This is a genomic window from Blautia hansenii DSM 20583, from assembly GCF_002222595.2.
In the GTDB taxonomy this organism is placed as follows: Bacteria; Bacillota; Clostridia; order Lachnospirales; family Lachnospiraceae; genus Blautia; species Blautia hansenii.
The window spans coordinates 1,068,678-1,091,826 of record NZ_CP022413.2 but is presented as its reverse complement, the minus strand read 5'-3'; the positions used below and the strand labels follow the sequence as shown (position 1 = coordinate 1,091,826).

The following is a 23,149-nucleotide window of genomic DNA, read 5'->3' as shown; positions in this document are numbered from 1 at the left end:
TTTATACCCCCATCAATGCAATCAGACACAAAATTGCTGTAATAATTGAAAATACTGCTACAACTCTTGTCTCAGACCATCCGCATAACTCAAAGTGATGATGAATAGGCGCCATTTTAAAGAAACGTTTTCCGTGTGTTGCTTTAAAATAGGTTACCTGTATCATTACGGAAAGCACTTCCACCACATAAATCAAACCTACGATTAAGAGGAATAACGGCATCTGAAGCATATAAGCCGTACCTGCCACAAAGCCTCCCAGCGCCAGAGAACCGGTATCTCCCATGAAAATCTTTGCCGGATAGACATTGAACAGTAAAAATCCCATTAAAGCGCCCACAACCGCACAGGTGATTGGCTCAATGCCGCTCTTTGTCCCAATCGCAACCACAGAGAAAAAGGTCGCTACCATAATGGTTACAGAAGAAGCCAGTCCATCCAGACCGTCTGTAAAGTTTACACCGTTTACCGCACCAATCACGGCTACAAATAAAATCGGAATTGTCAAAATTCCAAAATCTATTTCATGTCCCGGGAAAAACGGAATTTTCATTGCTAAGCTTACGTCTGTAAATTTCACCAAATAAAATGCAAAAATTGCAGTTACCACAATCTGGCATGCCATTTTCTGTGCCGGCATCAGCCCGTCAGAGCGCTTCAGCACTACTTTTAAATAATCATCCAGAAAACCGATAATTCCAAATCCCAGTGTTAAGAACAAAACAGGAATAATCTTTGGATAATCTTTTACATAAAACAAAGCTGTTATTGTAGTGGAAAGCAGGAAAATAATTCCTCCCATGGTCGGTGTCCCTGCCTTCTTTAAGTGAGACTGCACACCTTCCACACGCTCTGTCTGTCCCATTTTCAGCTTTCTCAAATATGGGATTACAATAGGACCTAATATTACACTGATGGCAAAAGCCAAAAGTACCGGTAAAGCCATTTTAAAATCTGTCATAGTACACCTCTTTAAATATGTATTTTTGCTCTTTCTAGTATAATGCTTTTTCGCTTATTTATCAACCTTCAATCCCCATGTAAGGCAGAATATTCTCGAAAATTTCTTTGATTACGGGAGCTGCAATCGTGCCTCCGTAATAAATCCCCTGAGGGTTGTGAATAACGCAAATTCCCAGAACCTTTGGATTTTCCGCAGGTGTAAATCCCAGAAAAGAGGAAATATAGCGGTTGGCGCTTCTCGGAAGTGTCTGGGACGTTGCTGTTTTCCCTCCAATACTTCTGCCCTCAATAGCAGCGTTTTTTCCGGAGCCTTCGGACACGACCTTTTCTAAAATCTGACACACTTCTTTTGATACTTCTTTTGATACAATTCCCGGTTCTTCCTTATATTTCAACTCTTTTACAAGATTTCCCTCTTCATCTGTGACCTTCACGCCAAAATGAGGGGTAATCCTCCTGCCGCCGTTAATAATAGAGCTTACTGTCGTGGCAAGCTGAATGGGCGTAATCTGAAAAGACTGTCCAAAGGAAATCGTGGCAAGCTCCACTTCCCCTATATTTTCTTTTTTGTGCATAATGGTTGCCGCTTCTCCGGGAAGGTCTATCCCCGTTTTTTTCATCAAGCCAAACTGCTGAAAGTAGCGGTAATAATTATCCACACCAAGACGCAGTCCCACCTCAATAAACACAGGGTTGCAGGAATTCATCGCACCCTGCACAAAATTTTCCGCACCGTGTCCTGTTCTTTTATGGCAATGAATACGTCTGTCCTCCACCACCTTAAAGCCTGGGCAGGAAAATTGGTCATCCGGATGCACAACTCCCTGAGAAAGCCCTGCTGCCATGGTGATGATTTTGAAAGTAGAACCGGGCTCATAAGTATCATTAATCGTCAGATTTCTCCACATCTGATTACAGGCGTCCTGCTTTTCCTTTTCTGTCATTCCGGTAGTGTCTGTATTTAGCCGGAAAGGCTCATTTAAATTAAATTCCGGCACATTTGCATTGGCATAAATTTCTCCGTTTTGAGGATTTAACAGCAAAATAGAAACAGCATCTGCCTGTTTCTGTTCCATAACTTTTTCCGCTGCCTGCTGTGCATACATCTGAATATTCTTATCAAGGCTCAAATGCAGGTCATAACCCGGAACAGGCTCCACACGGCTTTCTCCCAGTTCTGACAACTCAATCCCTCTGGCGTCCGTAGTGGTAAGAATTTTTCCGTTAATTCCCCTCAACACATCCTCGTACATAACCTCTAAGCCAATAATTCCCTGATTGTCACCTCCTGTAAAACCTAAAACCTTTGATGCCAATTCATCAAAAGGATAACTTCGTTTAAAATCCTCATCTACTTTTACACCGTCTAGTCCATAGCTTCGTATTTTGTCTCCTGTTTTTTTATCTACATTTGTCTTTACTCTTTCTATGGCAGAAACGGTCCTCACTCTTTTTTGAGCTTCCTCCACAGATATGCCCAATTCTTTGTGAAGCATTTCCACAACCTTTTCTGGCTCTTTTATCTGACTGTGAATAACGGAAATCGTACAAACTGCTTTATTATCTGCCAAAATTTCCCCTTTGCAATCTAAAATCCGCCCTCTTGCCGCTTTAATATCTCGTTCTCTTTCATGAAGCTGTTCTGCTTTCTTTGCATAATAATCCGACTGAATAATCATTAAATATACCATACGTCCCATAAGTCCTGCCAAAAGAAAAATACATACAGCAAAAACCAACACGGTTTTCTTTTTATGATACGTTCTGTTTTTTCTCATAATTCTGCCTTTTCCCGTTATCTCTATACTATATGTATTCTCTTTTTTCTATATGAAATGAAAAACGTATTTCGGAAATATTGATACACCTCCCGGCTATATGCTGAAAAATGTATCAATATCCCAAAATACGTTTATCTTCGGATGTCATCCTCCAGTTCTTCCATTCCGTAAGGGTCATCCTCATATTCAGGGTCGTCTTCTTCTATTCCCGCATCTTCATTGGTAATTCCGTCTGAATGTTCGTCATTTTCCTCTACATCCTGAGACTCTCCGTCTCCAAAGCCCTGGTCCAAAATCGTGCCGTAAGGATTGGAAACACCGTCTTTTTCAATATCTGTAAGCTTCGGCACTCCGTAAAAGCCCTCCCATAAAACAGTCTCTTCTGTTGTAGGCTCATCCATATAAATATTCATATAAGGCAGCACCTCTGATAAAATTGCCTGTGCCAGAAACTGAGGATAAGAGCTGGATGCCTGCTCCTCTACATTTGGGGTGTCCACAACTACATAAATCAAAAGCTCCGGATTATCAAGAGGCGCAAATCCGATAAAGGAAACAAGGTAATTTCCTTTTTCCTTTTCATTCAGTTTTTCCGCTGTTCCTGTTTTACCTCCCATGGAATAGCCCTTTACCTTAGACTTTTTACTGGTACCGTCCGTCACACTCATACCCATATATTCTCGAATATCCGCTGAAACCTCTTCGGATATGGGCTGCTTTAAAATATTAGGCTGAATGCTTTTCACAACTTTTCCGTCTTCATCTGTAATTTCTTTTACCAAATGCGGCTGATAATAGATACCGCCGTTAATGGCCGCTGCCATAGCTGAAATTTCCTGTATCATGGTGCAGTTGAAGCCCTGACCGAAAGCAGAGGTGGACAGCTCCATTTCATACATATTATCTTCTGTAAACAAAAGACCTGTTTCTTCATTGGGCAAATCAATACCTGTTCTGGTACCGAAATTAAATCTCTGCTGATACTCCAAAAATTTGGCTGCACCCATTTTTCTGCCGATTGCCATCATTCCGTCATTGCAGGAATTCTGAATAACCTCCCCTAAGCTTTCTGCGCCGTGATTATCCGGATAAACCGCACAGCGGACATAATCCTCACCGATTTCCTCACCGCCGTCACAGAGAAAACGGCTGTTTTCTGTAATTGCGCCTGACTCTAAAGCTCCTGCCACTACAATGGGTTTTACCGTAGAACCTGGTTCAAAGTTCTGGCTGACGCAGTAATTTTTCCACATATTAAATAACGCATCTTTTGTCTGCTCGTCATCCATTGCTTCGATTTCTTTTTCTGTATAGCTTCCTGATAAATCTCTGGGATTATTCAAATCATACGTTCCGGAGCTTGCCATTGCAAGAATTTCTCCGTTATTGGGATTTTCTACAATCACGGCAATATTTTCAGCGCCCTTTTTCTTTGCATCTTTTTTATTGTTCGGTCCTGCCGACAAGGCACGGTCAAAAGCTGTAATATACTTTTCTACAATAGTTTGAATAGTGGCATCCAAAGTAGTCGTAAGATTTTTCCCGTTTACTGCCTCTACAATGGTCTGCTCTAAGGAAGCATTTTCATCTAAGTATCCGAATTTTCTTCCGTTGCTTCCGTTTAAGGTACTGTTATAATACCCTTCCAAGCCCCATGTAGCTGTATTTCCCGCATCGGTAAAGCCAATAACATCACAGGCAAGACTGTCTAGGGGATACACTCGCTTATATGTATCTTCAAAGTAAATTCCCTTGACATTCTGACGTCTCTTTAATTCCTCTTCTCCCAGCGCTTTTTTGGCTTCTTCATCAGTTGGTACTTTATTGGCTTCTTCAAAGCTCTTTTTTTCTTCCATGGTGACTTCTTTTTTCAAAATCTGATACTGGCTGTCCTTTGTCTCTTCATTTTCCAAAAGATTTTCAATTTCACTGTCTTCAATTCCAAAAACTGTTTCCAGCGCTTCCTTTACCGGCTCTTTATAGGTTTCGTGTCCGTTTACCTCTTTGCAGTCCAAAATAAGGTTATAGACTTTTACACTATTTGCCAGCATGGTTCCATTTCGGTCTGTAATACTGCCTCTTTTAAAGGGCAATGTCTTATTGGTATACTGCTGCTGAGACTGAGAAAGCACCTGCTGCGTATACTTATTCCCGAATTTTGCATTGATAATCGTAATTCCCACCAATAAACTGACTAAAGCCAGCAGAGCTATTCCAAATACCCCCGCCAGCTTTAATTTCATCTTTTTTGTAAGTTTCCTCTTTTGAGATTCTTGTTTATTCAATCTTCCACCTACTTAATTTTCCGGTACATCCTGATATTGCCGCACATAGTTGTTATTTCCCGGTGTGTAATATTTAATCTGTTCTTCTGTTGCATACTGCATACCCAGCTCATTAATGGCTCTGTCCTTAATTTCATTTAAGTCCACATTTGTCATTACATCACTGTAATACGCATCATTCTCGGCTTTCAGCTCATTTAACTGAAGCTCTTTTTCTGCTACTGCGCTGCGTTTTGCAGTTAATTCTGCAGTCAGTTTAATATAATGCACACACGCACCTGTTGCCAAAGCACAAATCAGAGAAAGAAATACCATATATCCCCGTCCCATATTTGTACTTTTTACTCGGTTCTTTCGTGCAGTCCTGCTTAGTTTCTTCTTTGGCTGACTAGGTACCTCATCTAAACGGCGGGCTGCATTTCCATCTTCAAAATAAGCTCCACGCCTTTGCGCTCTTCTGTTGTTATATTTGTTTCGGTTCCTTGTACTTGCCATGAAACTCTCCCCTTATCAGGTCATTTTCCCTACTGCTTCACTCTTTCAAACACTCTTAGCTTAGCGCTTTTTGAGCGTTTATTCATTTCCAGTTCTTCTTCGCTTGGAAGAATTGGTTTCCTTGTAATCACTTTCCCCTTTGATTGATTTCCGCATACACATACCGGAAATCCCGGAGGGCATGTACAAGGATTTTCGTTTCTTTTAAAAATCGTTTTTACAATACGGTCTTCTAAAGAATGGAAGGTAATAATACAAATTCTTCCTTGGTCATTTAACAGTTCAATCATATCATCCAGCGAATTTCTCAGTACATCCAATTCCTGATTTAATTCAATTCGAATTGCCTGAAACGTTTTCTTTGCCGGATGACCGCCTACTGCTCTCATTTTCATGGGAATTGCACGTTTGATAATCTCAATCAATTCCCCCGTTGTTTCTATTTCTTTTTCCTGCCTTGCCATACAGATATGTTTTGCAATGTTTTTCGCAAACTTGTCCTCGCCGTAATCACGAATAATGCGGTAGAGCTCATTTTCACTATACTCATTTACAATATTCTTGGCTGTGCGGGGATTTCTCTGATCCATACGCATGTCAAGAGGGACATCTTCTCTGTAAGTAAAGCCTCGCTCACTGTTGTCCAGCTGATAAGAAGATACCCCTAAATCTAAAACAATTCCATCAACAGATGTAATTCCTATCTTTTGTAACTCTCTTTTCATGTTGCAATAATTGCTGCGGATAATCGTCACCTGTTCTTTGAACTCCTGCAACCGATTTCCCGCAGCATTTATTGCCGCTTCATCTTGATCTATACCTATCAAGCTCCCCTTGGCAGATAACTGCTGACATATTGCATAAGAATGTCCGCCGCCTCCCAGTGTTCCATCAACATAAATTCCGTCAGGCTTTACCCTTAAGTTCCCTACGGTTTCTTCCAGTAATACGGATTGGTGTTTAAATTCCATTTTTCTCTCCTAGCATACTTAGATAACAATACCCATACTCTGCATACCTTCTGCAATGGCATCCATGTCTTCGTAATTGCTGTTTTCCAACCACTTCTCCTTACTCCAGACTTCGATTCTCGTAAGATTTCCAGTTAATACCACGTCTTTATTGAGACCAGCAAATTCCCGCAACGTTCCCGGTACGAGTATTCTCCCCTGCTTGTCCAGTTCACACATGGTAGCACTGGCTACAAAGAAACGTAAGAAGGCTCTTGCATTTTTATCATTAAGTGGTAAAGCTTTCAGCTTTTCCTCAAAGGCTTTCCATTCGTTGTTGGGATAAATGGATAAACAGCCATCCAATCCTTTGGTAAGTACGAATTCTTCTCCCAGCTCTTCTCTGAACTTAGCCGGAATAATCATTCTTCCTTTTACATCTATTGTATGACTATACTCTCCCATGAACATACGAACGTCACCTTCTTTCGTGAGAACTATAAATCTCCCCTTTATAATTCTCTATGACGCTTCACAGGTACTTCTGCCATCAGCCACCCATTTAGCACCACTTTCCACCACTTTCTACCACTTATACGTACATTTTATACTAATCCCATAAATTATGCAAGGGGAAACACATATTCTTTTTCGTTTTTTTCACTTAATTTTAGAGGATTTTTCGTATAAAATCCTAATTTTTTCCATTTAAGGTTTTAAAACTATTGCTTTACAATTCTTAAAAGTATAAAATTAGAAATCAAAAGAAGCAAGAAGGAGCTGAACAACTATGACAACCGGATTACTGCTGGAAGGCGGGGCTATGAGAGGATTATACACCGCCGGTGTACTGGATGTATTTATGCAAAATCACATTTCCATAGACACTATAATCGGCGTTTCCGCCGGAGCTTTATTTGGAATGAATTACAAATCAAAACAAATGGGACGGGTTTTGAGATATAATAAAAGATTTGCCTCCTGCAAAAATTACATGGGTTTTCACTCACTGATTACCACAGGAAATATTATGAATAAGGATTTCTGTTTTAATAAAATTGTCAATGACTTAGACCCTGTTGATTTTGAAACCTATAAAAACGGAAAAGAAGATTTTTACGCAGTAGTAACGAATATGACAACCGGCAAAGCAGAATATATAAAAATCGATGATTTGAAAAAAGAAGACCAGATGGAATATCTGCGTGCATCCGGTTCTATGCCGTTTTTGTCAAATCCTGTGATTGTACACGGTAAAAGTTACTTAGACGGCGGCATATCTGACAGTATTCCTATTGAGAAGCTTATGGATATGGGATGCGATAAAAATATTGTGGTTCTTACAAGACCGGAGGACTACCGAAAAAAGAAAAGTAATACACTCCTTCCAAAAATTTATTATCGGAAATATCCGTATCTGACAGAAGCAATAAATAATCGATATCGTATATATAATCAGCAGTTGGATATGGTAAAGGATTTGGAGGCTGCGGGAAAAATTTTTGTGCTGAGGCCCTCCAGATTTGTAGATATCAAACGTATTGAAAGGGATTTGGAGAAAATTCAGGAAATGTATGATTTGGGGCAAGAAGATGCGTTGAAAAAAATGGATGCGTTGGATGTGTATTTAAGTAACCGTTAAATCTTCTACAAGCACTTTCAACTTTATACAAGAAATATGTTTAAAAACTCATACTTTAGCAAAGATATCCAGAACATTTATACATAATACCTGTTTGCCTTTACTTTGAATTTATAATCGCAAATTACACTCGACAACTTTAATAAAATGTATAAATATTTCTGGATACTGACTAAAGCATATACGCTATTCAATATCTACATCATTTTCTCCAATAGCCTCCACATTAAACACCACAGGTCTTATACCATCTGTACAACAAACAATGGTTTGACCATCTGTATTATTCCACGGTTTACAGCTGGAACCAGAAGACATCGCGCTCACGCTGCGATAAATATCAATCCATGCCCATGGGCAAAATCCTTCCGGCATTTTTGCACTTCCTTCATAAATAAATTCATCACCAACCTCCAGTAACGGACATCTGCCAACTGCTTTTCCATCCGTCAGGTATGTATCTGCATAATCTGGGTAAAATTCTTTGTGAAGAACTGTAATTTTTACTTTTTTCATATCCTCAAATCTCCATATTTCATATTCAATTTTTAAAACGAATAAAGGGTATATCACTTTCGCAATATACCCTTAACACTCACAGCGTTCCCTTTCTATTTTTAAACAACAAGCAAATTCCTCGTTAAGAGGTTGGGTAAACTTCTTTACCCAACTCCCTACCCAGTTTGTACTCAAAATAATCAGAAACTGTTTAAATACGCTATTTAATTCGCTTTTTATCAGTCTTACGATTGATAAATTAGTTTCCCATCTGTGCAGCAACTTCTGCAGCGAAATCTTCCTGTTTCTTTTCGATTCCTTCGCCTGTTTCAAAACGAACAAATCCTTTTACAGTGATTTTAGCGCCGTTAGCTTTTGCAACTTCTTCTACATATTTAGCTACGTTCTGTTTTCCGTCTTCAGCTTTTACATAAACCTGATCTAACAGACAGATTTCTTTTAATTCTTTGTTGATACGTCCGCTAATCATTCCCTGAATAACTTTTTCCGGTTTCTGGGATTCTTTTGGATCGTTCATGATCTGAGCAAGAAGAATTTCTTTTTCATGTGCGATATATTCTTCACTTACTTCAGAACTGTTTGTGTACTGTGGTTTTAAAGCAGCAATCTGCATTGCTACGTTTCTAGCCATTTCTCTTACTGCATCGTTTACAACGTCTGTTTCAACATCAACTAAAACGCCGATTTTTCCGCCCATATGTGTATAAGAAGCAATAAATCCATTTTCTTCAGATGCTTTCGCAAATCTTCTGATGTTCATGTTTTCACCGATAACAGCGATCTGTGCTGCTAAAGCTTCGTTTACAGTTTTTGTTGTATCAAATTTCCATGGAGAAGCAAGGAAATCTTCTGTTGTAGTTGTTTCTGTTTCCATAGCAGCTTCTGCAACCTGAGCTACATATCCCTGGAATACATCGTTTTTCGCAACGAAGTCTGTTTCTGCATTTACTTCAACAACAACTGCGTGTTTTTCATCTGAAGAAACTAAAGTCTGGCAAAGACCTTCTGCTGCAATACGTCCAGCTTTTTTCTGAGCTGTTGCAAGACCTTTTTCTCTTAAAAATTCTACTGCTTTATCCATATCGCCTTCTGTTGCTGTAAGAGCTTTCTTACAGTCCATCATACCAGCGCCTGTCATTTCTCTTAATTCTTTTACCATTCCTGCTGTAATAGCCATTTTAAATTCCTCCTGTATAATACCGTTTATACGGAATAAGGCTGTCACATAAAATTTAATTTTATATGACAGCTTCAGTTATTCCATTTTGAATAAGATTATTCTTCTACAACTTCTTCTGTTTCTTCTACGAAGATTTCTTCAGCATCAGCAGCTTCGCCCTGGTTTGCTTCGATAACAGCATCAGCCATTTTAGAAACGATTAATTTTACAGCTCTGATAGCATCATCGTTTCCTGGGATTACGTAATCTAATTCTTCTGGATCGCAGTTTGTATCAGCGATACCAATTAACGGAATACCTAATGTATGAGCTTCCTGTACACAGATTCTTTCTTTTTTCGGGTCTACGATAAAGATAGCATCTGGAAGTTTTTTCATTTCTTTAATTCCGCCAAGGTTTTTCTGTAATTTTTCCAGTTCTTTTTTCAGGTTGATTACTTCTTTCTTAGGCAGAACATCAAATGTTCCATCAGCTTCCATAGCTTCGATTTCTTTTAATCTTGCAATTCTGCTCTGGATTGTCTTGAAGTTAGTCAGCATACCGCCTAACCATCTTTCATTTACATAGAACATTCCACATCTTTCAGCTTCTGTTTTGATAGCATCCTGAGCCTGTTTCTTTGTTCCTACGAACAGGATTGTGCCACCTTCTGCAGCGATGTCAGCGATTGCTTTGTATGCATCGTCAACCATTCCTACAGATTTCTGTAAGTCGATGATGTAGATACCATTTCTTTCTGTGTAGATGTATGGTGCCATTTTAGGGTTCCATCTTCTTGTCTGATGTCCGAAATGAACACCTGCTTCAAGTAACTGTTTCATTGAAATAACGCTCATTTTTTTCTCTCCTTTGGTTTTCTCTTCCACCTGCTTCTGCTCCTTCGGGACTTTCTAAGCACCCCCCGTTGAAATTCACAGGCGTGGTTATTTTCTACATTGCACTTAGCAACGCAAGCATTATATCACAATTTTTTCTATAATTGCAAGGCTTTTTTACGAATAAAGTCCGAAATTTTCCAGCATCCATGAACGAAGAAGGGGAACCCAGCTCTGACATACTTTTTCCACACCTTTTCCTTCTTCATTTGCTGTCTGTTCATTGGCAAGAGAAAGTCCATGCCCTCCTTGCGGATATAAATGATATTCCATTGGAACCCCTGCTTTTCCCAATGCTTCTGCAAATCGGAAAGAATTCCAAAAAGGAACGACAGGATCTGTAAAAGTATGCCACAGGAAAGTTTTCGGTGTATGTTTTCCCACCTTATCCTCTAATGACACCTGCTCTTTCATTTCCGGATAAGATTCTCCCAATAGATTTTTTATACTGTCCTGATGTGCAATTTCCTCCTTAGAGCTGATAACCGGATAACACAAAACAAGTCCGTTTGGCTTTAAAAGTTGCTTATCACACTGCATTTTCTCTGTTAACCATGATTCATTCCAAAACACACCATAACTGGCTGCCAAATGCCCTCCTGCTGAAAATCCCATAACAATAATTTTCTCTGCATCTACATTCCAGTCTTCTGCATGTTCTCTGATAAGCTTCACGCTTTGTGCCACTTCACAAAGTGCTGTAGGATAAACTGCCGGAGCACAGGAATACCGTAAAACTGCTGCCTGATATCCCATGCTGTTAAACTGCAGAGCAATAGGCTCCGCTTCTCGATTGGAAGTCATGGCATAACCTCCTCCCGGACATATCAATACTAACGGTGTCTTTCTATTCCTTGCACCATCCATTACATCTCCCAAAATATAAGTTTCCAAACATACGTCTTTTCCGGAACCTTCTACTTGGATTTTTATCTGTTCATTTCTCATAGCTTTTCTACCAGCAGTCCGTTTCTATAAGCATCTAAAAGCTCTTTCAGTTCTGCTATCCTTTCTTTTAATTTTGCACCTGTATCTGTTGCCCCTACATTTTTTCTTTCTGTCACCCTTTTTACTAAAATACTGTCGGAAAGAATATCACTTTCTTTTGTAATAGCATCCTGTGTAGATGTAAATGGTTCATGAGCAGCTAAAATCATCCCCCATGAATTATAAATTAAAGTATATCCTGCAATACCGGTCTCTTTTTGATATGCTCTTGAAAAACCTCCATCAATAACAAGAATTTTCCCTTTACATTTAATCGGACTTTCTCCTGAGGTATGGTGCACCGGAACATGACCGTTTACAATATGTCTTCCTTCTCCTTTTACCTGAAATTCTTCAAAAATCCGCTCTGCTATTTCTTCACTTTCCAGAAAATTATAATATGGATTTTTTATTTCCTGATGTGTTTCCTTCTCTGCCAAAAAATAGCGTTCAAACGTTGCCATTTTGTTTTTGCCGAATAAAGGCGAGTTCGGGCTGGTCCAGATATACCATAGCATGTCCTTCCCTCTCTCCTTTTCTTTTCCGTCTCGTGCCATAAATGCTTTACGAACATAACATTCCAACACATCGTACAGGGCTTTTCCCCTGTAAGATTTTTCATAAATCTGTACTTCTTTCAGGCTGCCGTCTTCATTCATGGGAATACAGCCATGGTAAAGCAGATTTCCATTAAAAATCTTATACATACTTCCCTTCTTCAGCAGAAACTGTATATGGTTTTGTAATTTTTCACAGCTTACAAATGCAGATACCAGCCTCTCCACAACTTCTTTTTCTTCTCTTGACAATTCATAAGGATTTTCTGCATCAATCGTCGGGAAATAACTGTCCAACAGTTTATATTCTTTTCCTTTTAAACGAATTGTTCCTTCTGAATAATCAATATCGTCTAAAAGCGCCCTGTCTGCCATACCAAATTCTCGTCTTCTCATAAGAAGCTGTCCTTCCAGCTTAAATTGAATAATGGAAATTGCTTTGTGCATTTTCATGTTCAAATCCTGTTCAACTGGATTTAGCTGATGATTTCCTTTAATTTTAAAGCACTGGCAGGCATCGTCTTTATAATATGTGAGAGCAAAGGTTGCCAACGGCAATAAATTGATGCCATACCCATCCTCCAAAATATCCAGATTTCCATAGCGGGCACAAATTCGGATAACTGTTGCTATACAACATTCCTGTCCCGCAGCCGCTCCCATCCATAAAATATCATGATTTCCCCACTGAACATCCAAAGAATGATAGGTTTCCAGTTTGTCCATAATTCGATGAGGTGCAGGCCCTCTGTCATAAATATCACCCAGAATATGAAGATGGTCTACCACCAGTCTCTGTATCAGTTCTGATAAGGCAATAATAAATTCTTCTGCACGACCAATATCAATAATAGTACATATAATTTGTTCATAATAAGACTCTTTATCTGTAATATCCCATCTTTCCGTTATCAATTCTTCAATAACATAAGCAAAATCTTTTGGAAGAGCTTTTCTCACTTTTGAACGCGTATATTTTGATGCAGCTTTTTTACATACTTCAATTAAACGATACAAGGTAATTTTGTACCATTCTTCCATATCTGTTTCCTGCTTCTTAATCAGCCCTATCTTTTCTTTTGGATAATAAATTAAAGTAGCAAGACTTTTCTTTTCCTGTTTATTCATGGTATGCCCAAAAACAGTATCAATTTTTCTTCGAATGGAACCTGAACCATTTTTTAACACATGAGAAAACGCTTCATATTCTCCATGTATATCTGTAATAAAATGCTCCGTTCCCTTGGGTAAATTTAAAATTGATTGTAAATTAATAATCTCCGTAGATGCCTCTGCCATTGTGGGGTACAGCTCTGCCATTTTTTCCAGATACTTTAATTTCATCTTCTCCATTACTTTTTCCCTCATACACTTTCCTTTTAATCCCCAATCTTGTTTCCGATACCTTTATTCTAACATAAAACAAAAAAAAAGGAAGCTATTGCTCCACGATTTTTCATCGTAGAAGCAACAGCTCCTTTTTAGCTAAAATTTAATACTTATTAAATTTTCTACACTATGCTTTATTCCATCTTGCCAGATGCACCTACATAGTAGCCCCCAATCCACTGATTAGTTGCCATTGTTCCATCAGAGTTCATGTAGTACCAATCGTTACCTACCTGCACCCAGCCGGTCGTCATTGCTCCCCACTGATCCAGATAATACCAATAGCCACCTACATATACCCAGCCGGTTGCCATTGCTCCGTCTGCATTCAGATAATACCAATGTCCGCCTACGGATACCCAGCCGGTCTGCATTGCTCCCCACTGATCCATGTAGTAGTAATGTCCGTTTACATATACCCAGCCGGTTGCCATTGCTCCGTCTGCATTCAGATAGTACCAATGTCCGTCTACGGATACCCAGCCGGTCTGCATTGCTCCCCACCGATCCATGTAGTAATAATGTCCGTTTACATATACCCAGCCGGTTGTCATTGCTCCCCACTGATCCATGTAATACCAATGTCCATCTACGGATACCCAACCAGTCATCATTGCTCCCCACTGATCCATGTAGTACCAGTGTTCGCCTACTTCTGTCCAACCGGTTGTCATAATTCCGTTTGACTCAAAGTAATACCAATGTTTAGAAATTTCTTTCCAACCGGTTACTTTTTTACCATCTTCATAGTATTCCCATCCGTCTGTTGTTTCCTTCCAGCCGTCTGTTGTTACTCCAAAGCAAATTTCCGGAGCTACAATATAGTCATCTGTTGCTTTTACAGTAACATCTACAGTTTTTGTTTCTTTATCATTTGTTGCTGTTACTTTATATTTTCCTAAAGGAATGTTTTTAAACTTGTAGTTTCCAAGAGCATCTGTCTTAGCTGTTTTATCAACTACTTCTGCTGCACCTTCTGCACTCTTAATGTTTACGGAAACACCCTCTAATACATTTCCGTCTTTATCAGACACATGACCAGCAACAGTTTCGACTTCACCTACCGGTAAATCATAAGAAGTTACTTTTACATTATCCACTGTAACGGTATTGGAATTTCTAGTGTTCATACCAACTGCACCTGCTTTTGTTGGCATTCCACCCATATTCAGCTTATTAATTACTAATTCACCGTCTACCCATAAGGAAACAGTTGTCTCAATAATCTCAGCTTTTAAGTGTAATTTTTTGCCTGCTGTTGCTTTTGGACCGGAGTGCATGCTGGACCATGAGTTTGATCCGTCACTGCCCCAGTATTCTGCAAACCATTGATTATCTGCATCGCCTACACCAATGTATACACGATCGTTCATATTGTTTGCACGAAGAAGAACACCTAAACGAATACCGCTCTTTTCAGGTGTAACATCCATTTCAACTACACCATTTTTAAATGTTGGTGCTGCTGTTTCATAAACATTAGCATGTCCGCCACCTGGGAATTTAATCTTAGTTGCCTCATTTTCTACACTGATAGTAGTACTGCTTCCATTTCCCGCAAGATTATCCCATGTCTTTTTGCCGTTGCTGTAATCATTTTCATAATCTACGGTAGAAGCCGGCTGTAACATAACATTCTGAACAAAGCCTTTTTCTTTTGTTACAGTGATTTCCTGTGTAAAGGTATCATATCCTTCTTTTTCTACTTTTAAGGTATAATTTCCTGCTAAAAGCTTATCAAACTTATATGCACCCTTTGCATCTGTCTTAATTGCTTCTACTTCACTCTTACCTGTAAGAGATACTGTTGCATCTTCTACATTTTTACCAACGGCTGTTACATGTCCTTCTAATGAAGACTGTGTATCCTTCAACTGGAAGTCCTGTGTAAATTCAAGATTATCTTTTGTGGACTTAATATCAGCTGTTGCTTTTGCCCAAATAGGACTGTCTGCTGTTACTTTCCAATCGCCGAATAAAACACCCGGAAGGACATACTGTCCGTTACTGTCTGTAACAGTCTTGATTGTTTTATCCTTCATTTTCACGCTTACTGTGATATTTTCGATTGGATTTCCTTCTGTATCTGTAACTGTACCGGACATTGTTGCACCGATTACTTCCAGACCTTTGATTGCCTTATCTAATTTTTCATATGCTTTATCTACAGTTGCCTGATCTGCATCAAAGTTATCTAATGCTTCATTTGCATTTTTCATAGCTTCTGTAAATGTTTTCCATGTTTTAGCACTGTAATTTACTTCGTAACGACCTTGATTTTCAGCTACTAAAGTTTCCAGCTTTACTTTCTGTGCTTTGGATTTTTCAATTACAAGATTATCTAAAACAAAATCCTTGTATCCACCAAAGTCAGCATCTCCGCCACTTGTATTCTGAAGATCCGGACCTTTTGTTGTAGACTGAATACCAAACCAGCTCTGTCCGCCTTCTGAACCTGTAATACGGAATTTGTAGTGTTTTGTTTCTGCTTTCTGTCCCTTTGGAATAGAAGACTCTAACGGTGTATATTCTACATTTCCGTCTTCTACCTCTCCGTTACCAACTGCTAATGCATAAGTTCCTTCAGAACCACACTGATAATCAAAGCTTACATTATATGTAACACCTTCTTCAAAACGGAAGTTCTGTGGAATTGTCTGATAAATCAAGTTTCCTCTCTGTGTCAGACCATTTGTCTTTAAGGACCAGTCACCTTCCAATACATCGTCCAACTTCTTTGTAAACCAGCCTGCTGATGTATATTTTGAATCTTTTTTATTCTTTTCAGATAAATGAGTACGGTTATCTGTAACGCCTTCTGCTCCACCAACTACGAATGGCCATAAGCCCTGTGGAACTGTTTCAAAGTTCTGTACAAATTTATTGTCAGATACGAAGTTTTTAGAATTATTCTGAACAATTCTTAAATCATCAAAGTAAACTTCGCCTTCACCTTTGTCACGTTTCAGTTTGATAGTTGCTGTTCCGTCTTCACCTGCTGTAAAGAATACATACATATTCTGGAAGTAACTTCCCTGACCTTGAATTGTCGCATTACTTGCATTTGTATTATGAGCATCTGCCTGACTGTAGTTTTTCGCAATAGATTTTGTTGTGTAGTTAGATGTTGTTTTATCACCGGATGTAACTTCCAGATAAGCTTTTGCATCACTTCTGTTATCTACTGCAACCATAGCCACATACTGTTTTCCTTTTTCAAGACCTTTGGCTTTCTGCTCCAGTACTACTTCATCTGTCTGGTTGTTCAAACGCAACATTGGGTTAAATCCTGCACTGTGGATAATCTGAGCAGCTTCTGCTTCACCTGAAATCTTCCACTGTTCTAAAGAAGCACTGTTAAATCCTGTATCAACAAGGTGAGTTCCTTCACTCCATTTCAACTCTTCATTTGTTGGGTTCTTAGCTTCTGTTTTATAAAGAACATAAGGTGTTTTTGCTGTTGCATCAATTGTAATCTGACCACCGGATACTGTTGCATTTGTTACTTCTTTCTTACCGTTTTCTGTAAGCTCGTAAACTTTTGCATTTTCCCATCCTGCCGGAAGTGTCCATGTAGAAGTTCCGCCAGCCTGATTCCAGTGATAGAGTTTATAGTTATCTCCTAAAGATTCACCGTTTGCATCCCAGTACCATGGAATTAAGTATTTTTCACCATCCATGATAACTCTTTCACCATTTCCGTCATCAAACTTCATGGTTCTCAAGCTATAACCTGCATCACTTCCGTTGTTAGACTGTCTTTCTACTGTAATCGTCTGTTTTCTTTCCTTATCCTGAAGTACAACCTTCATTTCAGGAGTCCATGTAGAATCTGCAACAGTAGTAGGATTTCCATCTACCCACTGCATCACTTCGTAATGCTGAAGGAATTTAGTAGATACATCATCATCAAAGAGATTTTCAATATATCCTTTATAATCATTTCTTCCCTGCCAGCCTTCGAAGTCTTTCATATCATATCCACCAAGAAGTGGATTTACAGCTGCTCCTCCGTAGCTTGGGTAATCACCAACCCATGAGTCTTTCTGGTGGTTACGAATAAATCTTGTAATAGCACTGTTGATACCTTTATTTGCTGCTCCACCATAAGTAAGGTCTGCTGCCCAGTGCTGGAATGTAGAGTCATACTCATTTGCATGTCCCCATTCACCTGCTAATCGCCAATCACATGTTTCTGTGATTTCTTTTGCCAGCTGACGGCTTGCCCATGTACCATTATCACCGGACTGACCATTGCCCCATACGTCTACATAAATGAAGTCAAGGTCATTCTTTCCGTCCGGATCTGCTTTATCCAGTTTTTCTTTTAAATCTAAGAAACGCTGTTCACGACCATGTTTTAAATCGTAATCTGCATTGATGTTAATACCCTGATCCAGCCAGTTCCAACCATAGGAATATTTTCCATTGGAACCTTTCATCAATCTATCTTCTTCGAAGTAAATAGATTCTGGATATGTTTCACTGGCATTTACATGAATACCAAAGGTAGCTCCGTATTTTGCACCCTCTTTCATAAGAGTGGTCATATCTTCTGCGCCACCAATTCGAGTACCAATGTCAGCGTAATTCAAGTGTCCGGAGTCATGTCCTTCACTTCCGTAACCCTTTAACAGAACGCTCTGTCCAAGACCGTCTGTATTTAAGTATACTTTTTTAACATTATCCAATGTCATCAGGAATGGGTTCTGTGCCTGACTGGAGAAGTTCATTGCAATACGAATTGCAGTTCTGTCAGGAACTAATTCACTTCCCTTTGGATTGTTCATAATATCACGATATGCAATCGCACCGTCCTGCCAATCTACTTTTGCATCGTTATTTTCATCTGCTGTAATGGCAATCTTTGTGGAAGGAAGTTCGTAATCTTTACTTTCTTCTCTATAATCTTCGCCTTTCTGCCATGTCCAGTAGTTACTGCTTAAACCAGTTTCACGATATCCGTCTTTTTCAGCTGCATTAGCTACAACACGCTGCCAGTCACGATTTACATTATTTTCAGAATTACTCCAAAGACCTGCACTTAAATCAGCATCAGATACAAATGCATACATATAACCTGTTTTGCCTGCTGCCATGGAAGCAACATCCTGATGTGTATCTCCACTTTGCTTTGTATTGTTTGACATATTCGCACCGTCAAATCTTGCACCTGCCTGAGAAGTTCTTACAGATACCAGATTATGGTTTGGAATATTAATAGTTTTTACTAATTCAGAACCTTTTTCTCTTTCTACAGATGTAATGTTGAAAGCAAGTGTATTTTTCTCTGCTACCAGTTCTGCCTTGATGGTTGCATGAATGTTGTTTTCTTTATCGTCAACCTTCATGGTGTAAACCATTTTATTGCCTTCTTTATTTTTTTCAGAGGTAACTTCCGGTTTTACTGCAATACCGGTTTTATCGTCAGCCTTTGTCTGATTGAGCACGATTGTGTCCAATTTTTCTGTCTGACCATACATTTTCTTGCCTGCACCATTGCCCTTTAAGATTTCGTAGCCTGCTACTCGTGGGAACTTACTGTCAATCGCCACCTTCATTTCATCAGAAGAAATACTTTCGTCTGCTGCATCTTCGAAATCTACTGCATCACCTGTGGATAAAGTAATATCATCAATGACTTTGTCTTCTTTTTCAATGGTTGCTCTTGTTGTTGTGCTCTTATAACCTTCTTTTGTTACTACAATTTCAACTTCACCTGGTTCAACACCCTCCAGTGCCCAACTACCATCTTCTCCTGTTGTTGCGCTCTTATCACCAACAGTTACCGTAGCTCCTGCAACTGGATTTTTCTCTTTATCAACGACCTTACCTGTTAAAGATACTGTTGTAACTTCTTTACCGGCTTCAAAAGCTTCACCATTTCCAGTGGAAACTTCCCATGTATCAGCGCCTTTTTCTACAACAACTTCGCCCTTGCTGTTCTTAATCTGAACATCTTTAAAGTAGATATCTGTTATTTCCTCGCCCCAAGTACCTGCTTTAATCGCAAAGCTTCCGCCTTTTAATGCTTCTATGAACGTAGCAGGCACTGTCTGTTCTGCGCATTTTTGTCCTTTAATTGTGACAGTATAAACATTTTCTTTCCAAGAAATCACAATTGGAACTTCTTCATTTGCATTCCATTCAGAAACACCAAGTCCCGGCCAATTACCACTTAAACCATCAGCTTTATATTCGAAGAACCATTTACTGCTTGCATCAAATCCTGCTGCATTGATGAAGTTGCCTCCATCTACCCAGTACGGGCAAATCTGAATTCTGTTTAATGCAGAATTCTGTGAAGTTTTTAATACAAGACTGATTTCTCCTCCAGCAGGATCAATGGCATTTTCATTAGTGTTCTTCAATACTGCCGGTTTCTTTGCATTGTCATTTGTCGCACCTGATGTAAAGTGACGCCATACTTCAGTTACTGCTTTTTCTGATGACTGTTCATTGACTGCCGCATGTACTACGGTAAGTCCGGAAAGCTGTGAATAGTCGGCTAACTGCGGAACAGTCATACTTGCTGCCAAAAGCAAACTGAATACTTTCATGTTTCTTTTTTTCATAACGTTCTCCTTTCTTTTTAACGCTCATGCATTCTGCACAAACATTTTTCTTAATAATACTATTCATTGTTATATTTTGCAATTATTTTCTCCTATTTTTCCTCTTATGTGCACATTTTTAAAACAATCGGACAAATCCCTTATAACGCTTATTCAAAATAACGAAAAAGACTCTCTGCAAAGGTTCTTCTTTTCCTTTGCAGAGAGTCTTTTTACATTCTATCCGGTGCATCAAATCCCAGTAAATCAATACAGGTTTCTAATACTTTTTCTGTCAATGTTAACAAACAAATCCAAGATGCTTTCTTATCTTCATCTTCTTCTGATAAAATCTTTGTTTCATGATAAAAGCTGTTAAAAGCATTTGCCAAGTCATAAATATAAGAACAAATTCTATGAGGTGCTTTTTCCTCAAATGCAGGTGCAATAATAGAATTAAAGCGAGACAATTCTAACATCAGCGCCTTTTCACTGTCATTTACAGCAGCTTTCATTGCTTTTTTGTCTATATTTTTTCCGCTTTCTGCATAACGGCTTAAAATAGATTTAATACGAACAATGGTGTATAAAATATACGGACCTGTATTCCCTTCAAAGGAAGTAAAGCGTTCAATATCAAATACATAATCCTTAGATGCCTGATTGGATAAATCGCCGTATTTAATTGCAGATAATCCAACCATCTGTGCTGTCTTTTCTGCGTTTTCGTCTTTTACACTGCGGTTTTCTGTGATTTTCTTGAACATTTCCTCATTGATTTCTGCAATCAGACGTTCTAATCGCATAACACCGCCTTCTCTTGTCTTAAACGGTTTTCCGTCTTTTCCGTTCATGGTACCAAAACCGACAAAGGATAACTGTGTATTTTCATCTACCAGTTTTGCTTTCTTTGCACAACGGAACACCTGAACAAAGTGCAACTCCTGACGTTTGTCAACCACATAAATAATCTCATCAGGCTTGTAATCTTCCATACGCTGTACAATGGTTGCCAAATCAGTTGTATTATACAGAGAAGCCCCATCTGATTTCAAAATCATACACGGCGGAATTTCTTTTGTATCGGTTTCTTCTTTTACATCCACTACAAGAGCACCCTGATCCAGATAGGCGTAACCGTTCTCTTTTAAATAATCCACCATAGCAGGAATGTAGGCGTCTGCATCCGCTTCACCTTTCCATAAATCAAAATCTACTTTTAATTTGGCATAGTTTTTCTTTAAGTCTGTGACAGAGACCTCCATAATATGCTGCCATAAAGCACGGTAACCTCTTCTTCCCTTCTGAAGCTGAAGAGTTGCCTCCAAGGCTTCATTTTTATATGCTTCATCTTCTTTTGATTTACCGCTGGCAGTAGGATAAATTTCTTCCAATTCACTTACGGTAAACGGAGCTTCTTTTGGATACTCGCCTTCATAATTCTCATCAAAGTACACTAAATCCGGCTGTCTTTTGGAGAGTTCTGTAATAATCAAGCCCATCTGAAGTCCCCAGTCACCCAAGTGCACATCGCCAATCACTTTATGCCCTAAGAAGCGTCCCATTCTCTTAATGCTTTCTCCAATAATTGCAGAACGTAAATGTCCTACATGGAGAGGCTTCGCAACGTTCGGTCCGCCGTAGTCAATGACGATTGTTTTTGGATTTTTGGCTTCCTCTACGGAAAGCTTTTCGTCTGCCAACATATCGTTTAAGTATCCTGACAGAAATTCTTTGTTTAATTTAAGATTGATAAAACCAGGATTAACTGCCTCTGCACTTTCAAATATTTCATTATCCTGCAATTTTTCCACTACGCTGTTTGCAATCATAATCGGCGCTTTCTTATAAGTCTTTGCTGCCGCCATAGCACCGTTACACTGATATTCACATAAATCAGGACGATTTGACACTGTCACTTTTGCAAATTTTTCGTCATACTCTGAAGCTGCAAATGCTTCTTTTACTGCTTCCTCAATTTTTTCTATAATTTTCTTCATCTGCCTGTTACTCCACTTCCACTTTTTTTGATGCTGCTACGGCTAAAGCTCCCTGTCCGATATGGCATGCCACACTCAGAGACAGCGGCGCCATATATACCGGCATACCCGGAAACTGACCTTCCAGCTCTTTTTTCCATTCCATAGCTTCTTCTTCATTGCCTGCATAAGCCGCCTGTAAGCAAATTAAATCTCTGTCTGCGTACTCTTTAAATCTGCCTTCCAAATCTGCTTTCATCGCCTGAAGCATGGTACGTTTTGCCTGCTTCTTTCCTCTTGCTTTTGAAAAAGCATCTAACTTATCTCCCTGAATTTGCAGAACCGGTTTTAAGTTTAATACAGTACCAAGAGCTGCTGCTGCCGGTGTAATTCTTCCGCCTTTCTTCAGGTATTTTAAGGTTTCCAACGTAATATAAATACTGGACTCTCCTGCTTCCTTCTCCAGAATTTCTTTTATCTCGGCTGCATCCTTACCTGCCCTTGCCAGTTCCATAGCATCTAAAACCGACTGACGCTGGGTAACGGAGATGCGCTGATTATCCACTACCTGTACTCTGTCATGAAACTCCTTTGCCAGCACCATGGCAGTCTGACAGGAGTTACTTAATCCGCTTGACATGGGAATGTGTACAAGCTCATCATATTCCTCCAAAAGTGTTTCCCATGTTTCCATAACATCCGCAGGTGAAGGCTGAGAAGTTGAAATATTTGCATCTTCTGCCAACCGTTTATAAAATTCTTCCTGCGTCAAAGTAATATCTTCTAAAAACAACTGTTCATCAATATAAAATGGCATTGCCAGTACGGTAATACCTAACTGCTGTGCTTCTTTCTGAGTGATACCGCTATTGCTGTCTGTAATAATTGCGATTTTCTTTTTCCCCATCATTCTCAGCTCCCTTTCCTAATTTTAGGTCATTGTTTTTAATGATACCATACAGTACCTTCAAATACAATCATTTTTCTTCAAAA

15 protein-coding genes are annotated in these 23,149 nt (G+C 39.2%); 1 reads left to right on the top strand and 14 read right to left on the bottom strand.

Annotated features, from left to right (window positions below):
• Window position 1: 1 nt before the first annotated feature.
• The 6 genes from mraY to mraZ all read right to left on the bottom strand — a co-directional run bounded on the left by mraY (window position 2) and on the right by mraZ (window position 6,945).
• On the bottom strand, window positions 2-961 hold the full coding sequence (gene mraY, locus CGC63_RS05350; RefSeq protein WP_004222910.1) for a phospho-N-acetylmuramoyl-pentapeptide-transferase: 960 nt from the start codon (window positions 959-961) through the stop codon (window positions 2-4).
• Between the two features lie 61 nt (window positions 962-1,022).
• Entirely contained in the window at window positions 1,023-2,741 is a 1,719-nt protein-coding gene (locus tag CGC63_RS05345; protein WP_004222913.1) for a peptidoglycan D,D-transpeptidase FtsI family protein, read from the bottom strand.
• A gap of 134 nt (window positions 2,742-2,875) precedes the next feature.
• Window positions 2,876-5,029, bottom strand: a complete 2,154-nt coding sequence (locus CGC63_RS05340) for a peptidoglycan D,D-transpeptidase FtsI family protein (protein WP_242970507.1) — start codon at window positions 5,027-5,029, stop codon at window positions 2,876-2,878.
• A gap of 12 nt (window positions 5,030-5,041) precedes the next feature.
• Entirely contained in the window at window positions 5,042-5,524 is a 483-nt protein-coding gene (locus tag CGC63_RS05335; protein ID WP_004222918.1) for a hypothetical protein, read from the bottom strand.
• A gap of 29 nt (window positions 5,525-5,553) precedes the next feature.
• A complete protein-coding gene (gene rsmH / locus CGC63_RS05330) occupies window positions 5,554-6,495 on the bottom strand; it encodes a 16S rRNA (cytosine(1402)-N(4))-methyltransferase RsmH (protein ID WP_004222921.1) in 942 nt (313 codons plus the stop codon).
• Between the two features lie 18 nt (window positions 6,496-6,513).
• Window positions 6,514-6,945, bottom strand: coding sequence for a division/cell wall cluster transcriptional repressor MraZ (gene mraZ, locus CGC63_RS05325; protein WP_004222923.1), 432 nt, complete (start codon window positions 6,943-6,945; stop codon window positions 6,514-6,516).
• 319 nt (window positions 6,946-7,264) lie between these two features.
• Here mraZ and CGC63_RS05320 point away from each other — a divergent pair, with 319 nt between their 5' ends.
• Entirely contained in the window at window positions 7,265-8,116 is an 852-nt protein-coding gene (locus CGC63_RS05320; RefSeq protein WP_004222933.1) for a patatin-like phospholipase family protein, read from the top strand.
• A 186-nt stretch (window positions 8,117-8,302) separates the two neighbouring features.
• Here CGC63_RS05320 and CGC63_RS05315 read toward each other — a convergent pair whose 3' ends face one another.
• The 8 genes from CGC63_RS05315 to CGC63_RS05280 form a co-directional block, all read right to left on the bottom strand.
• Window positions 8,303-8,632, bottom strand: a complete 330-nt coding sequence (locus CGC63_RS05315) for a TIGR04076 family protein (RefSeq protein ID WP_040351271.1) — start codon at window positions 8,630-8,632, stop codon at window positions 8,303-8,305.
• A gap of 241 nt (window positions 8,633-8,873) precedes the next feature.
• Window positions 8,874-9,812: a translation elongation factor Ts gene (gene tsf / locus CGC63_RS05310; RefSeq protein ID WP_040351272.1), complete on the bottom strand. Its 939-nt coding sequence runs from the start codon at window positions 9,810-9,812 to the stop codon at window positions 8,874-8,876.
• A gap of 98 nt (window positions 9,813-9,910) precedes the next feature.
• Window positions 9,911-10,651 (bottom strand): 30S ribosomal protein S2, encoded by a 741-nt coding sequence (gene rpsB / locus CGC63_RS05305; RefSeq protein WP_009246752.1) that lies wholly within the window; start codon window positions 10,649-10,651, stop codon window positions 9,911-9,913.
• 156 nt (window positions 10,652-10,807) lie between these two features.
• Window positions 10,808-11,638: an alpha/beta hydrolase gene (locus CGC63_RS05300; RefSeq protein WP_004222944.1), complete on the bottom strand. Its 831-nt coding sequence runs from the start codon at window positions 11,636-11,638 to the stop codon at window positions 10,808-10,810.
• The gene (locus CGC63_RS05295; protein ID WP_040351295.1) at window positions 11,635-13,587 is read right to left on the bottom strand and encodes a fructose-bisphosphatase class III; all 1,953 of its coding nucleotides are present in this window, start codon (window positions 13,585-13,587) and stop codon (window positions 11,635-11,637) included. Before CGC63_RS05295 ends, CGC63_RS05300 begins: the two co-directional genes overlap by 4 nt.
• A 170-nt stretch (window positions 13,588-13,757) precedes the next feature.
• Window positions 13,758-20,198: an endo-alpha-N-acetylgalactosaminidase family protein gene (locus tag CGC63_RS15515; protein ID WP_004222950.1), complete on the bottom strand. Its 6,441-nt coding sequence runs from the start codon at window positions 20,196-20,198 to the stop codon at window positions 13,758-13,760.
• A 212-nt stretch (window positions 20,199-20,410) separates the two neighbouring features.
• The gene (gene argS, locus CGC63_RS05285; protein ID WP_004222952.1) at window positions 20,411-22,177 is read right to left on the bottom strand and encodes an arginine--tRNA ligase; all 1,767 of its coding nucleotides are present in this window, start codon (window positions 22,175-22,177) and stop codon (window positions 20,411-20,413) included.
• A 7-nt stretch (window positions 22,178-22,184) separates the two neighbouring features.
• Entirely contained in the window at window positions 22,185-23,066 is an 882-nt protein-coding gene (locus tag CGC63_RS05280) for a DegV family protein (RefSeq protein ID WP_004222956.1), read from the bottom strand.
• Window positions 23,067-23,149: the final 83 nt, after the last annotated feature.

Bases quoted from the DNA above. Each gene is read 5' to 3' on its own strand.
- argS (WP_004222952.1), bottom strand. From the start codon at position 22,177: ATGAAGAAAATTATAGAAAAAATTGAGGAAGCAGTAAAAGAAGCATTT.
- CGC63_RS05300 (WP_004222944.1), bottom strand. From the start codon at position 11,638: ATGAGAAATGAACAGATAAAAATCCAAGTAGAAGGTTCCGGAAAAGAC.
- CGC63_RS05295 (WP_040351295.1), bottom strand. From the start codon at position 13,587: ATGGAGAAGATGAAATTAAAGTATCTGGAAAAAATGGCAGAGCTGTAC.
- mraY (WP_004222910.1), bottom strand. From the start codon at position 961: ATGACAGATTTTAAAATGGCTTTACCGGTACTTTTGGCTTTTGCCATC.
- mraZ (WP_004222923.1), bottom strand. From the start codon at position 6,945: ATGTTCATGGGAGAGTATAGTCATACAATAGATGTAAAAGGAAGAATG.
- rsmH (WP_004222921.1), bottom strand. From the start codon at position 6,495: ATGGAATTTAAACACCAATCCGTATTACTGGAAGAAACCGTAGGGAAC.
- CGC63_RS05280 (WP_004222956.1), bottom strand. From the start codon at position 23,066: ATGATGGGGAAAAAGAAAATCGCAATTATTACAGACAGCAATAGCGGT.
- tsf (WP_040351272.1), bottom strand. From the start codon at position 9,812: ATGGCTATTACAGCAGGAATGGTAAAAGAATTAAGAGAAATGACAGGC.
- rpsB (WP_009246752.1), bottom strand. From the start codon at position 10,651: ATGAGCGTTATTTCAATGAAACAGTTACTTGAAGCAGGTGTTCATTTC.
- CGC63_RS05345 (WP_004222913.1), bottom strand. From the start codon at position 2,741: ATGAGAAAAAACAGAACGTATCATAAAAAGAAAACCGTGTTGGTTTTT.
- CGC63_RS05335 (WP_004222918.1), bottom strand. From the start codon at position 5,524: ATGGCAAGTACAAGGAACCGAAACAAATATAACAACAGAAGAGCGCAA.
- CGC63_RS05320 (WP_004222933.1), top strand. From the start codon at position 7,265: ATGACAACCGGATTACTGCTGGAAGGCGGGGCTATGAGAGGATTATAC.
- CGC63_RS15515 (WP_004222950.1), bottom strand. From the start codon at position 20,198: ATGAAAAAAAGAAACATGAAAGTATTCAGTTTGCTTTTGGCAGCAAGT.
- CGC63_RS05315 (WP_040351271.1), bottom strand. From the start codon at position 8,632: ATGAAAAAAGTAAAAATTACAGTTCTTCACAAAGAATTTTACCCAGAT.